13 protein-coding genes are annotated in these 16,878 nt (G+C 61.4%); 8 read left to right on the top strand and 5 right to left on the bottom strand.

Annotated features, from left to right (window positions below):
• The first annotated feature begins 8 nt into the window (after positions 1 to 8).
• The 3 genes from DM813_RS23010 (at position 9) to pgm (ending at position 5,651) form a co-directional block, all read left to right on the top strand.
• The gene (locus DM813_RS23010; protein WP_128325700.1) at positions 9 to 1,661 is read left to right on the top strand and encodes a VRR-NUC domain-containing protein; all 1,653 of its coding nucleotides are present in this window, start codon (positions 9 to 11) and stop codon (positions 1,659 to 1,661) included.
• Positions 1,658 to 3,913, top strand: a complete 2,256-nt coding sequence (locus DM813_RS23005) for an ATP-dependent DNA helicase (RefSeq protein WP_128325699.1) — start codon at positions 1,658 to 1,660, stop codon at positions 3,911 to 3,913. Before DM813_RS23010 ends, DM813_RS23005 begins: the two co-directional genes overlap by 4 nt.
• Positions 3,914 to 4,013: 100 nt before the next feature.
• Entirely contained in the window at positions 4,014 to 5,651 is a 1,638-nt protein-coding gene (gene pgm / locus DM813_RS23000; RefSeq protein ID WP_128325698.1) for a phosphoglucomutase (alpha-D-glucose-1,6-bisphosphate-dependent), read from the top strand.
• A 99-nt stretch (positions 5,652 to 5,750) separates the two neighbouring features.
• Here the strand turns inward: pgm and DM813_RS22995 are convergent, their stop codons facing one another.
• Positions 5,751 to 6,449 carry a pirin family protein gene (locus tag DM813_RS22995; protein ID WP_128325697.1) on the bottom strand — a complete coding sequence of 233 codons (699 nt, stop codon included), beginning with the start codon at positions 6,447 to 6,449 and terminating at the stop codon, positions 5,751 to 5,753.
• Between the two features lie 302 nt (positions 6,450 to 6,751).
• On the opposite strand from DM813_RS22995, the gene DM813_RS22990 reads away from it, so the two are divergent.
• From DM813_RS22990 to ahpF, 5 genes are all read left to right on the top strand, one after another.
• Positions 6,752 to 9,145 (top strand): UvrD-helicase domain-containing protein, encoded by a 2,394-nt coding sequence (locus tag DM813_RS22990; RefSeq protein WP_431312007.1) that lies wholly within the window; start codon positions 6,752 to 6,754, stop codon positions 9,143 to 9,145.
• Positions 9,146 to 9,340: 195 nt separating this feature from the next.
• Entirely contained in the window at positions 9,341 to 10,180 is an 840-nt protein-coding gene (gene galU, locus DM813_RS22985; RefSeq protein WP_128325695.1) for a UTP--glucose-1-phosphate uridylyltransferase GalU, read from the top strand.
• Between the two features lie 97 nt (positions 10,181 to 10,277).
• Entirely contained in the window at positions 10,278 to 11,633 is a 1,356-nt protein-coding gene (gorA, locus tag DM813_RS22980; protein WP_128325694.1) for a glutathione-disulfide reductase, read from the top strand.
• A 212-nt stretch (positions 11,634 to 11,845) separates the two neighbouring features.
• Positions 11,846 to 12,409, top strand: coding sequence for an alkyl hydroperoxide reductase subunit C (ahpC, locus tag DM813_RS22975; RefSeq protein ID WP_128325693.1), 564 nt, complete (start codon positions 11,846 to 11,848; stop codon positions 12,407 to 12,409).
• Between the two features lie 121 nt (positions 12,410 to 12,530).
• Complete coding sequence (gene ahpF / locus DM813_RS22970; RefSeq protein ID WP_128325692.1) at positions 12,531 to 14,093, top strand: alkyl hydroperoxide reductase subunit F; 1,563 nt, start codon at positions 12,531 to 12,533, stop codon at positions 14,091 to 14,093.
• A gap of 71 nt (positions 14,094 to 14,164) precedes the next feature.
• Here the strand turns inward: ahpF and DM813_RS22965 are convergent, their stop codons facing one another.
• From DM813_RS22965 to DM813_RS22950, 4 genes are all read right to left on the bottom strand, one after another.
• Positions 14,165 to 15,010 (bottom strand): helix-turn-helix transcriptional regulator, encoded by an 846-nt coding sequence (locus DM813_RS22965; protein ID WP_128325691.1) that lies wholly within the window; start codon positions 15,008 to 15,010, stop codon positions 14,165 to 14,167.
• Entirely contained in the window at positions 15,007 to 15,330 is a 324-nt protein-coding gene (locus DM813_RS22960) for an AzlD domain-containing protein (protein WP_128325690.1), read from the bottom strand. The genes DM813_RS22965 and DM813_RS22960 overlap by 4 nt, the downstream gene beginning before the upstream one ends.
• Positions 15,327 to 16,025 carry an AzlC family ABC transporter permease gene (locus DM813_RS22955; protein WP_128325689.1) on the bottom strand — a complete coding sequence of 233 codons (699 nt, stop codon included), beginning with the start codon at positions 16,023 to 16,025 and terminating at the stop codon, positions 15,327 to 15,329. Before DM813_RS22955 ends, DM813_RS22960 begins: the two co-directional genes overlap by 4 nt.
• 102 nt (positions 16,026 to 16,127) lie before the next feature.
• Positions 16,128 to 16,853 carry a sel1 repeat family protein gene (locus DM813_RS22950; protein ID WP_431312006.1) on the bottom strand — a complete coding sequence of 242 codons (726 nt, stop codon included), beginning with the start codon at positions 16,851 to 16,853 and terminating at the stop codon, positions 16,128 to 16,130.
• Positions 16,854 to 16,878 lie beyond the last annotated feature (25 nt).

Genomic DNA, 16,878 nt, shown 5'->3' with positions numbered 1-16,878 from the left:
GCTTCGCCGTGATTGCCTACTCCGTCGACGACCCGTTTTATTACCTCCACAATTTCCAGCAGGTGCTCGACTGGATCGCGTTGCGCTATGCCGACCTGCTCGACGCTAACGAGCAGGCGTTTATCCGCCAGTTCCCTGAGCAGCCGCGTTCTTCCCAGGCGTTGCTGGTGCGTATGGTAATGCGCAAAGGCGAGCAGTTTCGCCCCAGCAAGCTGGAGTACGCCGAGATCGGTCCGACCCTTCAGGCGCTGGGCCCTCTGCTGGCATTGGGGTGGGTCAGTGATTGCCAGCCGCTGACCCTGGAACAGCTGTTCCAGCTGTTGCGCAAGGAAGAAATCGCCGAAGGCTTTGCCGGCCACCTGGCGCGACCCAAAGCGGCCAAGGGCGAGCTGTACACCCAGTTGCAGGCCCTGGACCTTACGCCGCGCTGCCTGCACGACTGGCTGCCGGGCTTTGCCGAGCCGATCATTACCCTGCAGTTGCAGGCGCTGTGTGATCGCCTGCGTCTGTTGTTTTTTGGCAACCTGTACCAGGACTGGTCGGAGTTTGTGTTGGCGGATCTGGGGCTGCTGCGTTACGAGCAGGTGGCCTTCAGTGACGAATCCCGGGCGCTGCGCCATCGCCGCGATGTTGACGCGGCGCTGGCGTTACATCGCTGCGCCGAATTGCTTGAGCAGGGCCTGGCGGTGAGCGACGTTCTGGATCAGGTCCAATTGCTCAACAGCGACAACCCCTGGCTGCTACGCCGTCGGTCGCGCTTGCTGTACCAGCTGGGCCAGCACAGCGAACGCCTCGGCGACTGGGACCTGGCGTTGCAGATTTACCCGCAGAGCCAGCATCCGCAGGCACGGATTCGCCGCGTCCGGGTGTTTGAGCGCAGTGAACAGTGGGCACAGGCCTATGCCTTGGCAACCCAGGTTGCCGAGCAACCCGCCGGGCCGATCGAGGTACAAGCGCTGGCGCGCATACTGCCGCGTTTGCAACGCAAGCTCGGTGGCCCGCCACAACGGCGAAAGGCAAACGCGCCGCCGCCATTGATCGAGCTGCAGTTGCCCCGTGAACAAGCGGTATTCGGCGTGGAGCAAGCGGCGCTGATGCAGCTGGAGCAGGCGGGAGGGCCGGTGCACTACGTGGAGAACACACTGTTCAACAGCCTGTTCGGTCTGCTGTGCTGGGAGGCGATATTCGCCCCGGTGCCCGGCGCCTTCTTTCACCCATTCCAGAGTGCCCCTCAGGACCTGCATGATCCCGAGTTCAGGGCGCGACGCGCCAGCCTGTTCAGCGATTGCTTCGCCCAGCTGGACGATGGCCGTTACCGGCAAACCATCCGTCAGCACTTTTCCAGTAAACAAGGGCTGCAGTCGCCCTTCGTATTTTGGCAGGTGCTCAACCAGGACCTGCTCGACCAGGCGCTGGCGTGTGTGCCCGCGCAACACCTCAAGTGCTGTTTCGAGCGATTGCTTGAAGATATCCAGACCAACCGCGCCGGCATGCCCGACCTGATCCAGTTCTGGCCCGAACAGCAGCGCTACCGCATGATCGAGGTCAAGGGTCCGGGCGATCGCCTGCAAGACAACCAGCTACGCTGGATCGACTTCTGCAACCAGCACGGTCTGCCAATTGAGGTCTGCCATGTCCGCTGGAGCGAGCCGGCTCCATGAGTTATCGCGTTGCGGTACGGGCGTTGTGCGAGTTCAGCGCGAAGGAGGGCGATCTAGACCTGCGCTTTACTCCGTCACCCACCGCTCAGGAAGGCATCATCGGTCATCAACGGGTGGTGGCCAGGCGCGGACCTGGCTATGAAGCCGAGATCAGCCTTGAGGGGCAGTATGGCGCGTTGCAGGTGCGGGGCAGGGCGGATGGCTACGACCCGCTGCTCAACCGGCTCGAAGAGATCAAGACCCACCGTGGCGATCTGGCACGACAGCCACTCAATCATCGCCAGTTGCATTGGGCCCAGGCCAAAGTCTACGGCTGGCTGCTCTGTCAGCAACGCCAGCTGGACGGGATCAACCTGGCCCTGGTGTACCTGGACGTCGACAGCGACACGCAAACCCTGATCGAACAGCACCTGAGCGCTCAAGCGCTTGAGGAATTCTTCAATGCTCAATGCCGGGTGTTCCTGCAGTGGGCGGAGCAGCAGATGCAACGTATTGCCTTGCGCGATGCCGGGCTGCAGGCGCTGTCATTCCCCCATGGGCAATTTCGCCGAGGGCAGCGTGACCTGGCCGAAACCGTGTACAAGGCGGTGAGCACCGGACGTTGCCTGATGGCCCAGGCCACCACGGGGATTGGTAAAACCCTGGGTACGCTGTTTCCGTTGCTCAAGGCGATGGTGCCGCAGCAATTGGACAAGGTGTTTTTCCTCACTGCCAAGACCCCGGGGCGCGCCCTTGGCCTGGAAGCATTGCAGCAGGTGCACGGCAGTGCGCCAGAGCTGGCCCTGCGCAGCCTGGAACTGGTCGCCCGGGACAAAGCCTGCGAGTTTCCGGGCACGGCCTGCCATGGCGACGCCTGTCCCTTGGCCAAGGGCTTCTACGACCGCTTGCCCGCCGCGCGCCAGGCGGCCCAGGCGGTGACCCTGCTCGACAAGGCAGCCTTGCGTGAAGTGGCCCTGGCCCACCAGGTGTGCCCCTACTACCTGGGGCAGGAAATGGCGCGTTGGGTCGATGTACTGGTCGCCGACTACAACTACTACTTCGACCAGAGTGCCTTGCTCCATGGCCTTGCCCAGGTCAATCAGTGGCGCGTGGCAGTGCTGGTGGATGAAGCCCACAACCTGGTGGAGCGGGCGCGGCAGATGTACAGCGCCAGCCTCGATCAGTGGCAGTTGCAGGCCTTGCGGCGGAGCAAGCCGCAAGGCCTGACCAGCGCGCTGGATCGTCTGAATCGCCAGTGGAATGCCTTGCACAAGGCGCAACAGGTGCCGTACCGGGTTGTCGACGAGCTACCGGAAGCCTTGCTCAAGGCGTTGCAGAACTGCATTGGTTTGATTCAGGAGCAATTGAACCAGCAACCCGCCGGGATCGATCCGGCCCTGCTGCAGTTCTTCTTTGATGCGCTGCAGTTCCTGCGGGTCAGTGAACTGTTTGACGCGCATTTCATCTTTGACATCACCACGCGCGAGGCAACGGGCAAGCGCACCCTGTCGACCCTGTGCCTGCGCAACGTGGTACCGGCCGCGCAGATCGGTCCGCGGATCGCGGCCACTCGCAGCACCACGCTGTTTTCCGCCACCCTGAGCCCCAGGCGTTATTACGCCGACCTGCTCGGCATGCCGGCCGACACGGCCTGGCTGGACGTGGCCTCACCTTTTGCTGCCGAGCAGCTGCGGGTACAGGTGGTCAGCCATGTATCGACCCGTTTTCAGCAGCGCGCCGCCTCGATGGCACCGATTGTCGAGCTGATCAGCGCACAGTACGCCGGGCAGCCGGGTAACTACCTCGCGTTCTTCAGCAGTTTCGACTACCTGCAGCAGGTGGCAGAACGGTTGGCGGCAACCCACCCGCAGATTGTCCAGTGGCGCCAGGCACCCGGCATGGACGAGACGCAGCGCCAAGGGTTTCTGGCGCGTTTCGAGCCTGACGGCTGCGGTATCGGTTTTGCGGTATTGGGCGGGGCGTTCGCCGAGGGCGTCGACTTACCGGGCACTCGGCTGATCGGTGCGTTTGTGGCGACATTGGGCTTGCCTCAGGTCAACCCGGTGAACGAACAGATCAGGCAACGTATGGCTCAGCTGTTTGGTGCAGGGTTCGATTACACCTATCTGTACCCCGGTGTACAAAAGGTCATTCAGGCGGCCGGCCGGGTCATTCGTGGTACCGCTGACCGGGGTATGGTCATGCTCATCGACGACCGGTTCGCCGAGGCCAGGGTGCAGCAAATGTTCCCCAGCTGGTGGGCCCCGCAGTAGAAAAATTCCCGTTGCAGGGAGCAATGGCATCGCGTGCTTGTCAAAGTGCCAGTAAACTCTGCATTTTCATTACCCTGAACATCCTTTCTTGAGGTTTTGCATGACGCTCAGTCCTTTGGCAGGCAAACCGGCTCCAGCCTCCGTGCTGGTAGATATCCCGCGCCTGTTGACCGCCTACTATACCGGCCAGCCCGATGCCAGCATTGCTACCCAGCGGGTTGCATTCGGCACCTCCGGACACCGGGGCAGCTCGCTGGACCTGAGCTTCAACGAGCATCACGTGCTGGCCATCAGCCAGGCGATCTGCCTGTACCGTCAGGCCAAGGGGATCGACGGTCCACTGTTCATCGGTGCCGACACCCACGCCCTGTCGACACCCGCCGCGGCCAGCGCCTTGCAGGTGCTGGCGGCCAACGGTGTGGACGTCATGCTGTCCAAGGATGATGAGTACACGCCGACGCCAGCCGTGTCGCACGCGATCATTTGCTACAACCGTGGCCGCAGCAGCGGCCTGGCCGACGGTATTGTGATTACGCCGTCGCACAATCCGCCACAAAGCGGTGGTTTCAAGTACAACCCGCCCAATGGCGGCCCGGCCGACAGCGATGTCACCAAGTGGATCGAGGCCAAGGCCAACGAGCTGCTGGCGGACGGTCTCAACGGCGTCAAACGCATCGATCACGAGCAGGCCCTGAACGCCAGCACCACGCACCGGCATGACTACGTAGGCAGCTATGTGGCTGACCTGGAGAACGTCATCGACTTCGACGTGATCCGCGCGGCCAACCTGCGCCTGGGCGTCGACCCGCTGGGTGGCGCCGGGGTGCGTTACTGGTCGGCCATTGCCGAGCACTACAAGCTGAACCTGGAAGTGGTCAATACCGAAGTTGATCCGACCTTCCGCTTCATGTGCGTCGACTGGGATGGCCAGATCCGCATGGACCCGTCCTCGCCACACGCCATGCAGGGCCTGATTGGCCTGCGCGAGCGTTTCGACGTGGCATTCGCTTGCGACCCGGACCACGATCGTCATGGCATTGTGACCCCCAATGGTCTGTTGGCACCGAACAATTACCTCGCCGTAGCCATCGATTACCTGTTCCAGCACCGTCCACAGTGGCGTGCGGATGCGGCAGTCGGTAAAACCGTGGTCAGCAGCGGCCTGATCGATCGCGTCACCGCGCGACTGGGCCGTCGCCTCTACGAAGTGCCAGTAGGCTTCAAGTTTTTTGCCGATGGCCTGTTCGACGGCAGCCTGGGCTTTGGCGGTGAAGAAAGCGCTGGCGCGTCGTTCCTTCGCAAGGATGGCAGCGTCTGGACCACTGACAAGGATGGCCTGATTCCGGCCTTGCTGGCCGCTGAAATTACTGCCCGTACCGGTCGCGACCCAAGCAAGGCCTATGAGGCCCTGACGGCCGAACTGGGCGAGCCGTTCGCCACCCGCGTCGAGGCCAAGGCCAACCCGCAGCAGAAGGCGCTGTTGAGCAAGCTTGCGCCGGAGCAGGTCAAGTCGACTGAACTTGCCGGTGAGCCGATCGTGCAGATCCTCAGCCATGCCCCGGGTAACAACCAGGCCATTGGCGGCCTGAAAGTGATGACCGCCAACGGCTGGTTCGCCGCGCGCCCGTCAGGCACCGAGGATATCTACAAGATCTATGCGGAAAGCTTCGTGGATGAAGCGCACCTGCAGCGCCTGGTGGCTGAAGCGCAGCAACTGGTAGACGCTGCCATCGCCTGAGGTGAGCCTGACCGGCCCGGTCAAAGGTGACGCCCGCGCCCACCGTGCTACCCGCTTGATTGAACAGCGGATGACACGGTGGGCGCGGGCGTTGCCGTTTTAGGCGACATCCACCAGGACAATTTCACTGTCCTGCAAGGCCGTTACCTTGAGCACTTGCTCGTCTTCGATAGCAACGCCATCACGTGCCTCGGCTTTCAGGCCATTAACCTCGATCAGCCCCTTGGCGGGCACCAGGTAGCCACGTCGACCCGCTTCGAAGCGGTACTCAGCGCTTTCCCCGGCCTTCAGGGTGGCGGCTACCAGACGGGCATCGGCACGGATGCGCAAACTGCCTTCATCGCCGTCTCGGCCACTGGCCAAGGTTACAAAGCCTTCGTCGCGATCGCCTTTGGGGAACGGGCGGGTTCCCCAGGAGGGCGCCTGACCGACGCGCTCTGGCACAATCCAGATCTGGAAGATGCGCGTGTCGACTTTTTCCAGGTTGTACTCGCTGTGGGTGATACCGGTGCCAGCACTCATCACCTGAACATCGCCGGCTTCGGTACGGCCCTTGTTGCCGAGGTTGTCCTGGTGGCTGATCGCGCCTTCACGGACGTAGGTGATGATCTCCATGTCACGGTGCGGGTGCGGCGGGAAGCCACTGCCGGCAGCTATCAGATCGTCGTTCCAGACCCGCAGGTTGCCCCAGTGCATCCGTTGTGGGTCGTAGTACTCGGCAAAGGAAAAGTGATGATGGGCGTCGAGCCAGCCATGGTTGGCGTGGCCAAGGCTCTTGAAAGGGCGCAGTTGCAGCATGATGGGCTCTCCTGGTGAGTCGGTTGATGGAGTGATCATCGCTGAATCTATCATCGAAAATAAGCGTAAATTTCGGCTGATTCTTATCGAATTATCAGATGTAAAGAGTTGGGGTAATTTATACGTTTCATCGCCTAATTTACTGATCTGCAAGCAATCAGCTGGTGATTTTTGTCTGATGGAGCGAACATGGGCGCAGGTTTATTCGTGCTGGAGTCAGTGTGTCAGAAGAGCGTCCCAAGCTACCCCCGGAGTTGACCCCACCTGCGCAATTGCCCTGGTTCAGGCGCCTGGCGGCGCGCATGCTCGGCCGTGGCTTGAGCCGGCTGCAGGCCCAGCACCGTGATTCCTGGTTTCAGGGGCATGCCAGCGGCCAGCGGACCGGGCACGCAGACGGTGTGCGAGAAGGCTACGAGGAAGGGCGGGTGGACGGCTACGAGGCCGGGCGCCAGGTCCTGGTGATTCGCGACCTGCGCCCGGAAGGTCACGGCGTGCCAGGCCAGGACAACAGCCTGTTCGACGACTGGCGGCTGCCGCTGACGGCTGAACTGAAAAAGCGTTTCAAGGCGGATGTTGCCCAGCGCTTGCCGGCGCATGCACTGCCCAGCGCGGCGCAATGGAAAATGATCTTCAGCGACACCCCGTCAACCTGCGTGATTGCCGGGGCCGGGGCAGGCAAATCCACCTCGTTGGTGTTGCGCATCCTGCTGCTGCGCCACTACCTGGGTTTTGAACTCGATGCCATGACCGTGGTGACGTTCACCCGGGAGTCGCGCAAAGACTTCATCGCCCGGCTGATTCACGTGTTCGGCCTTTGGCAACTGGAACTCAGTAGCGCGCAGGCTCGCGAACTGGTACGAACCTTCCATTCGCGCATTCTGCCGTTGGTCCGCAGCCTGCCGGGGTTCAGCCAGGTGAGGGCGTTCGAAACCCTGGGCAGCGAGATGCCGGGCGGCAGCGAAGCCAATGCCGAGAGCAATCCGTTTGACCTGCGCATCAACGACGCCCAGCGCCAGCAACTCAACCTGTGCTACCGCGACCTGCTCAACAGCAGCCCCCGATTCGCCGAGCTGATTGCCAGCTTGCGTCGTGAGGCCTTGCAACTCAAAGCCCTGGACCGTGATCATCCGGATGTGCAAAAGCGCGTGGCGGTCACCCAGCTCTCGGCCAGCCGCGACGAAGAGCTGTGCGATACCCTCGAAGACCTCTGGTTCGCCGCTGGCGCCTGGCCGATCAAGGGCATAGAACCGAGCCGCGAGACGGTTGAGATCAATGGCAGCCGGTTCCACTTCCATGGCTACATCGCCGACCTGGATGCCTGGATGGTGCTGGGTTTTGATCCAGGCGAAAACCAGCAGTACAAACGCCCGGGTGCCAAGCTCCCGGTGTGGGCGGAGTGGGTGATAAAGCGCACCCTGTTTCAAGCTTTCTGCGATAAGCCCGTGATTTGGCTAGAAAATTATTCTGCCGCAAAACGCCTTACGTCATCCTTGGCGGGGGATGCGGTGGCAGGGCCGGGGTTCGATTACAAGGTCAAGGGCGAGCTGGCGGCAGTGCCATTGCTCGACGCGTTTGTCGGCGCGGCAGGCTTTATCGAAAACCTCGGGCTGGAGGTAGGCAACGCCGTCGCCGCCATGAGCTTTCCGGCCGGTGACACCGATGCCCGGTTCTTCGAAGCCCTGAGCCTGTACTGGAAGGCCCTGGAGGCGCACCTGCTCGCCCAGTCGCCGCCGATCATGAGCTACAACCGCATGTTCGCCCTGTTCGGCGAGAACAATCCGGAAAACCTGCGTCTGTTGCCCGATCCTCTGTTGCGCCCGATGGCGCATCTGATGATTGATGAGTTCCAGGATGTTTCGCCGCAGATCGTCTCCTGGTTGCGTGCCTGCCTGCGCGAGATACGCCGGCGGGGGCCACTGCTGCATACCGGGCGGGTTGCCCAGCACTCTTCGTTATTGTGTGTGGGCGATGACTGGCAGTCGATTTATGGCTGGCGCGGTAGCTCGCCCAAGTACTTCATGGCGTTCAACAAGGAATTCGTCGCACCGAGCACCACTCGGGTCATGCTTGCCGACAACTACCGCAGCCACCAGCACATTATCGATGCGGCCGAGCATATCGTGAAGTCGGCACCGGCGATCAGTGGCAAGAAGGCCAAAGCCTGCGGGCCGAGCGCAGAAGACCCGCTGCCGGTAAAAGTACTCGAGCGTGACGAGGCCGCATTGGCGCAGACGCTGATGGAGCATTACCGCCGTGGCGAATCCGTGATGATGTTGTTTCGAAAAAGTAGCGATAAGTTATTGATATCAGAGCATATTAAGCCAATTGTTGATTATGAGGCCGGATTGCCGGTGGGACAGCGGCGGTTCCGTCAGCTGACGTACCACAGCGCCAAAGGGTTGCAGGCAGACGCGGTGTTCATGCTCGGTGACTGCCAGTACCTGACCAGCTCGCCCTATAAAAACCAGGTGTACCGTCAGGCCGGGTTGGGGCGAGAAGGTGATCCGCAGGCGTTCGACAATGCCCAGTGCGATGAGGTGCTGCGTCTGGCGTACGTGGCCATTACCCGGGCAGCGAAGCATTGCTATTGGTATGTAGACAAGCCCACGGGGGACGCAGCCAACGTGCCCCGCGCCTCTCGTCAGGTGGATGGACGCAAGGCGTTCTTCGAGGATGGGCGCGATTCGCCGGTTTGAAACTGGCATGGATCAGCGCAAAATCAGTGGCTTGGCCAAGCCGTTGAAGGCAGTAATATTTACCTTCTTCGGGAACTAACTACACTAGGATTTCTCTATCATGGCATCGGCCAGTCGGTGGGGGCATTGTAAGGTGGCCGCCGCCTGATTAGACTGCGCCGAATTTCGTACGAAAAGCCCTTGTTAAGGACGTATATGATCAAGAAATGCTTGTTCCCGGCAGCCGGTTACGGCACTCGCTTCCTGCCTGCTACCAAAGCCATGCCCAAGGAAATGTTGCCGGTGGTGAACAAGCCACTGATCCAGTATGGCGTTGAAGAAGCGCTGGAAGCTGGACTGAACGAGATTTCCATTGTTACCGGTCGCGGTAAGCGCGCGCTGGAAGACCACTTCGACATCAGTTACGAGCTGGAAAACCAGATCAAAGGCACCGACAAGGAGAAATACCTGGTCGGTATCCGCCGTCTGCTCGACGAGTGCTCGTTCTCCTACACCCGTCAGACCGAAATGAAAGGCCTGGGCCACGCGATCCTCACTGGTCGCCCGCTGATCGGTGATGAACCGTTCGCCGTGGTGCTGGCTGACGACCTGTGCGTCAACCTCGAGGGCGACGGCGTACTCAAGCAAATGGTCAAGCTGTACAAGCAGTACCGCTGCACCATCGTTGCCATCATGGAAGTCGACCCGCAGGAAACCAGCAAGTACGGCGTGATCGCCGGCGACCTGATCGGCGACGACCTGTACCGTGTACGCAACATGGTCGAGAAGCCAAAGCCTGAAGATGCGCCGTCGAACCTGGCGATCATCGGCCGCTACATCATGACCCCGGACATCTTCAAGTTGATCGAAGAAACCGAGCCGGGCAAAGGCGGTGAGATCCAGATCACCGACGCACTGATGAAGCAGGCCCAGGATGGCTGCGTTATTGCCTACAAGTTCAAGGGCAAGCGTTTCGACTGCGGTGGCGCCGAAGGCTACATCGAAGCGACCAACTTCTGCTTCGAGAACTTCTACAAGACCGGCAAGGCTTACTGAGTCGCGCAGGTCGTTGGATGAAAAAGCCACCTTCGGGTGGCTTTTTTGTTCCTGATCGCGACTGGGGTTATGCTGACAACCTGCCAAGGAGACTGAGATGGCCTACGATTTTGATCTGTTTGTAATTGGTGCCGGGTCCGGCGGTGTGCGCGCTGCGCGTTTTGCTGCAGGTTTCGGTGCCAAAGTGGCGGTTGCCGAAAGCCGCTACCTGGGAGGCACCTGCGTCAACGTCGGCTGTGTGCCGAAAAAATTACTGGTCTACGGCGCGCATTTTTCCGATGACTTCGAGCAGGCCGCAGGCTTTGGCTGGTCGCTGGAAGATGCCCAGTTCGACTGGGGGCAACTGATTGCCAACAAGAACCGCGAAATCGAGCGGCTCAACGGTATTTATCGCAACCTGCTGGTCAACAGCGGGGTAACGCTGCTCGAGGGGCACGCCAAGTGTGTGGGCGCCAACGAAGTGGAAGTCGATGGCCAGCGCTACAGCGCCCAGCACATCCTGATTGCCACCGGTGGCTGGCCGCAGATCCCCGACATCCCGGGCAAAGAGCTGGCGATCAGCTCCAACGAGGCGTTTTTCCTCAAAACCCTTCCCAAGCGCGTGCTGGTGGTCGGCGGCGGTTACATCGCGGTCGAGTTTGCCGGCATTTTCCAGGGCCTGGGCGCCAAGACCTCGCTGCTGTACCGTGGTGACCTGTTCCTGCGCGGTTTCGATGGCGGGGTGCGCACGCACCTGAAGGAAGAGCTGGAAAAGCGCGGTATGGACCTGCAGTTCAACAGCGACATCGCCCGCATCGATCGTCAGGACGATGGCAGCCTCAAGGCAACCCTCAAGGACGGCCGCGAGCTGATCGCCGATTGTGTCTTCTACGCTACCGGGCGCCGGCCGATGCTTGATAACCTGGGCCTGGAAAATACTGGCGTAGAACTCGATGAGCGCGGATTCATCCGCGTCGACGACCTGTACCAGACTACCGCGCCTTCGATCCTGGCCATTGGCGATGTGATCGGCCGTGTGCAACTGACCCCTGTGGCCCTGGCCGAAGGCATGGCCGTGGCCCGACGCCTGTTCAAGCCAGAGCAGTATCGCCCGGTGGACTACCAGAACATCCCGACGGCAGTCTTCAGTCAGCCGCCGATCGGCACCGTGGGCCTGACCGAAGAGCAGGCGCTGGAGCAGGGGCACAACGTACAGATCTTCGAAAGCCGCTTCCGGCCGATGAAGCTGACCCTGACCGAGGTGCAAGAGAAAACCCTGATGAAGCTGGTGGTCGATGCCGACTCCGACCGTGTGCTGGGTTGCCACATGGTGGGGCCGGATGCCGGCGAGATCATCCAGGGCCTGGGCATTGCCTTGAAAGCCGGGGCGACCAAGCAGCAGTTCGACGAAACCATCGGCGTGCACCCGACGGCTGCTGAAGAGTTCGTTACTTTGCGTACCCCTTCGCGTTAAGCACCGCTACCGCCAACAAGCCAGCTCTCTGCAGGGAGCCGGCTTGCTGGCGATAGGCTGTACAGCTGCCTCAGTATCATTCCCTTCTATTAGTACTCCCGCCTTATAGCCAAAACCAATCAACAGCATCAGCTTTGCCAATGAGCATTGAGCGAATGTATTAGCTACGATTCTCCCATCAAGTTTTTCAACCCCCTGAAGGAGAGTCACTTATGCCTATCATCAACAGCCAGGTAAAACCGTTCAAAGCCACTGCTTACCACCAGGGCAAGTTCGTCGAAGTGTCTGATGCCGATCTCAAGGGCAAATGGTCCGTGGTGTTCTTCTACCCAGCCGACTTCACCTTCGTCTGCCCGACCGAGCTGGGCGACCTGGCCGACAACTACGCCGAGTTCAAAGACCTGGGCGTGGAAATCTACGGCGTGTCGACCGACACCCATTTCACCCACAAAGCCTGGCACGACACCTCGGACACCATCGGCAAGATCCAGTACCCGCTGATCGGTGACCCGACTCACGTGATCTCGCGCAACTTCGACGTGCTGATCGAAGAAGCCGGCATCGCTGACCGTGGCACCTTCGTGATCAACCCTGAAGGCCAGATCAAGATCGTTGAACTGAACGACGGCGGTGTAGGCCGTGATGCCAGCGAACTGCTGCGCAAGATCAAGGCTGCCCAGTACGTCGCTGCCCACCCAGGCGAAGTCTGCCCGGCCAAGTGGAAAGAAGGCGAAGCCACTCTGGCGCCATCGCTGGACCTGGTCGGCAAGATCTAAGACCGTGAACCAGCCGAGGGCGGCGGCCTGCCGCACCTGACAGTGTCACCGCCCCGCAAAACGCCCGGGCGCTTTCGCCCGGGCGTTGTTATTTCTACCGTTTGAAAAAGGAATCGCCCGTATGTTGGACGCCACGCTTAAAACTCAGTTGAAAACCTACCTGGAGCGGGTCACTCAGCCGATCGAGATCGTTGCTTCCCTCGATGACGGCGCGAAATCCCGCGAATTGCGCGACCTGCTGGTTGAAATCGCCAGCCTGTCCACTCTGATTACCTTGCGTGAGGACGGCAGCGACGCCCGTCGCCCCTCGTTCTCGCTCAATCGCCCCGGTGCCGACATCAGCCTGCGCTTTGCCGGCATCCCCATGGGCCACGAATTCACCTCGCTGGTGCTTGCGCTGCTGCAGGTTGGCGGTCATCCGTCCAAGGCCAGCGCAGAACTGATCGAGCAGATCAGCACGCTCAAAGGGGAGTTCAACTTTGAAACCTACTTCTCGCTGTCGTGCCAGAACTGCCCGGACGTGGTCCAGGCGCTGAACCTGATGGCGGTGCTCAACCCCAACGTGCGCCATGTCGCCATCGACGGTGCGCTGTTCCAGGCCGAAGTCGAAGCGCGCAAGGTCATGGCCGTGCCGAGCGTCTACCTCAACGGTGAAGTGTTTGGCCAGGGCCGCATGGGCCTGGAAGAAATCGTTGCCAAGCTGGACACCAGCGCCAGCGAGCGCCAGGCCGAGAAGATCAACGCCAAGGATGCCTTTGACGTACTGGTAGTAGGAGGAGGCCCGGCGGGTGCAGCGGCGGCCATTTATGCTGCACGTAAAGGCATTCGTACCGGGGTTGCCGCTGAGCGCTTCGGCGGTCAGGTGCTCGACACCATGGCCATCGAGAACTTCATCTCGGTACAGGAAACCGAAGGGCCGAAACTGGCCATGGCGCTGGAAGAGCACGTCAAGCAGTACGACGTCGACATCATGAACCTGCAGCGCGGCGAGGCGCTCATCCCGGGCGCCGACGGCGGCCTGCACGAAGTACGCCTGGCCAGTGGTGCCTCGCTCAAGGCCAAGACCGTGATCCTGGCCACCGGTGCGCGCTGGCGTGAAATGAACGTGCCGGGTGAAAAAGAATACCGTAGCCGTGGCGTTGCCTACTGCCCGCACTGTGATGGCCCGCTGTTCAAGGGCAAGCGCGTGGCAGTGATTGGTGGCGGCAACTCGGGCGTGGAAGCGGCCATCGACCTGGCCGGTATCGTGGCCCAGGTGACGCTGATCGAGTTCGACAGCCAGCTGCGCGCCGACGCCGTACTGCAACGCAAACTGCACAGCCTGCCGAACGTGAAGGTGATCACCAGTGCGCTGACCACCGAAGTGCTCGGTGACGGAGAGAAGGTCAACGGCCTGCGCTACAAGGATCGCACCAGCGATACGCTGCACGACATCGCGCTGGAGGGGATCTTTGTACAGATCGGCCTGTTGCCCAACACCGACTGGCTCAAAGGCACGGTCGAGCTGTCGCCGCGTGGCGAGATCATTGTCGATGCCCGTGGCCAGACCAACCTGCCGGGTGTGTTTGCCGCCGGTGACGTCACCACGGTGCCGTACAAGCAGATCGTGATTGCCGTGGGCGAGGGCGCCAAGGCGTCGCTGGCCGCCTTCGATCACCTGATCCGGACTTCGGCACCGGCTTGACCGGCTGCTGAAAAAGCGCCGCATCATCGTTGAGGTGATGCGGCGTTTTTTTATGCCTGTTGCCCGGCCAGTCAGGCCTCGCCAACACAGGCACGGCGGTACTCTCCCGGGGTCACCCCGTACGCCTGCTTGAACTGGCGGTTCAGGTGACTCTGGTCAGAAAAGCCCAATGCAAAGGCGACGTTGAACGGCAGGCAGTCGCTTTTCAGCAGTTCCCGGGCACGACTCAGGCGTCGTTGCTTGAGCCAGGCGTGCGGCGGCAGGCCAGTGGCCTGGCGAAACACCCGGGCAAAGTGAAACGGCGAGAGGTTCACCGCCTCGGCCAGCTCGTGCAGTGACGGCGGGTAGGCCAGGCGGCTGTCCATTAGCTCCTTGGCCCGGGCCACGGCGCAGGGCTCATTGCCAGGCGTACGCACACTGGCCACGCCGTCGACCCGGGCGTGGCGCTGCACCAGCAGCAACACCGCCTCGCGCCAGGCGGTCTGTTGCTCCAGGGCACTGGCGCCGTGTTCGGCCGAGCAGTGCAGCCAACTGAAGGCTTTCGCCAGTTGCGGGTCGTGCAGCACGCTGGCCTCGAAGCTGGGCAGGCCGTTGCGCTTGAGTTCCAGCTCATCGAGTACACCGGTGATGCGTTCACTGTCCGGATAGAACCCGCGGTAGCGCCAGCCTTGCTCGTGGGCCTTTGCCCCGGTGTGCAGTTCGTCGGGGTTGATCAACACCATGCTGCCCACCGGCGCCAGGTGCTCGGCGCCGCGGTGCCAGAAACGCTGGGCACCGGACTCAATGATGGTGATCACGTAACCTTCATGCACATGCGGGGCAAAGCGCTGCTGGAAATACCGGGCGTGCAGCAGCTCGATATCGCCCAATGCCGGGGCTTGCCAGAAGCGGGTCTGTTCCTGCAGTGCTGCGTTCATGGGCTGCCGTTCAACCACCAGCGAAAGACAAAGAAGAAAGCCATGCTCACCAGCATGCTGATCAAGGTACTGCGGGTCAACAGCACCAGCACCACCGCCACCACTGAACCGAGCAGGTAGGGGTTGGCCAGACTCAGGTCGAGCTGGTGGCCGGGCAGGAAAATGATCGGTCCGCAGATCGCCGTGAGCATACCCGGTACGGCAAAGCCGAGAAACTGCCGCGCGTTGGAGCTCAGGCGCAGTGGCAGGCGGGGTTCGAGAAAGGCATAACGGTTGAGAAACACCAGCAGCCCCATACCAATGATCAAGGCAAAGATCATGAACGTGCTCCACTGAATTTCTGGCAGATGAAACCGGCGCTCATGCCCAGCAGGCCGGCGGCAACCAGGCCGGTTTCCCAGTGCCAGAAGCTGAACAGCACTGAACTGAACAGAGACACCGCGACACACACCACGGTCGGCACGTTGCGCACCAGCGGGGCGATCAGGGCGACGAAGGTGGCGACGATGGAAAAGTCCAGGCCGAGTTGATCCAGGTGCGGGATGTTCTGCCCCAGAATGATCCCGGCCAGGGTGAACAGGTTCCAGGCAATGTAGAACGTCAGCCCCACCCCGAGGGCGTACCAGCGGTTGAACTGCTGCTGGTCATACTGACTGGTGAGGGCGAAGAATTCGTCGGTGAGCAGAAAGCCCAGCCCCAGGCGCCAGCGGGTCGGCAGCCCTGACAGCACCGGGCGCATCGATAGCCCGTACAGCAGGTGCTGAGAGGTCAGCAACAGGGTGGTCAACAGAATGGAAAACAGGTTGGCCCCGCCTTTGATCATGCCAATGGCGACGAGTTGTGCTGCTCCGGCAAAAACGATGGCAGACAGGCCCTGGCCTTCCCAGGGGGTGAGGTCGGCCTCGATGGCCATGGAACCGGCCAGCAGCCCCCACGGGGCAACGGCCAGGGACAGCGGCAGGATGGCGATGGCGCCCTGAATGAAAGCCTGACGGGCGAACGGCGGACTGGACATGGAAATCTGCAACAACTGAAAAAGGTTGCACAGCATGCCAGAGCTGCGCGCGGCTGACTTGAACGATCTTGCTGTCCCGCTTGCGCGCGTACCTGGACAGGCTCAGTGATGGAGGCTGAGCAAGTGCTGACGGACGGCGAAGCAGCCGTTGAGTTCGACGGCTTTTTGCCAGAAGTACTCGCGCTGATCGAGGTCGTCATAGCCTTGCAGCCGGTAGATTTCGGCCTGGTAGTCACGCTGTCGGCCCCACTGCATCGCCAGCCCCTGCGGCTGCTCGCGGGTGCACTGCAAGCGTACGGCCGGCTGCGGGTAGTAGGAGGCGTAGCGGTTGGTCATCGCCGGGACGTTTTGCAGATCGTTGGCAAACGCGCTGCTGTGACGGTAATCGCTGCACCAGGTTTCCACCCCCAGGGCCGCCGGGGCAAAGCCTTGTGCAAGGCTGGTTTGCAACAACGGGCAGGCCGCAGCGGGGATCTGGCTGGCAGGCAAGTACGTCATGTAGTACAGCGCCAGGCGATAGCGAGCCACCGGGTGGTCAAGCGCTACCGCTTTCTCCAACAGGCTCACTGCCGGTGCCAGGGTCCGCCCCATGGCCTGGCCCTGCTGCGCCAGGTCCTGATCGGTGGTGCTGGCCTTGAGGTTGAAGGTGCGGTACTGGTTGTCGGTTTCTTCCATCAGGCTCACGGCCTGACGGTACAGCAGGTCGGCATGCGGGTCGATTCGCAGGTCGTCGGCAAACGCCGGCGTCAATACGGCCAACACGCTGCCCAGAATAAGCGCGCGTACCCGTGATAAGCCTGTGCGAAACGATGTTGGGCGGTTGGGCATGCAATAACTGGCGTCGCGGTTATGT

The organism is Pseudomonas alkylphenolica, from assembly GCF_004025535.1.
GTDB classification, from domain to species: Bacteria; Pseudomonadota; Gammaproteobacteria; order Pseudomonadales; family Pseudomonadaceae; genus Aquipseudomonas; species Aquipseudomonas alkylphenolica_A.
Note: the sequence above shows the minus strand (reverse complement) of the source record. Positions and strands in the feature narration are given on the sequence as shown.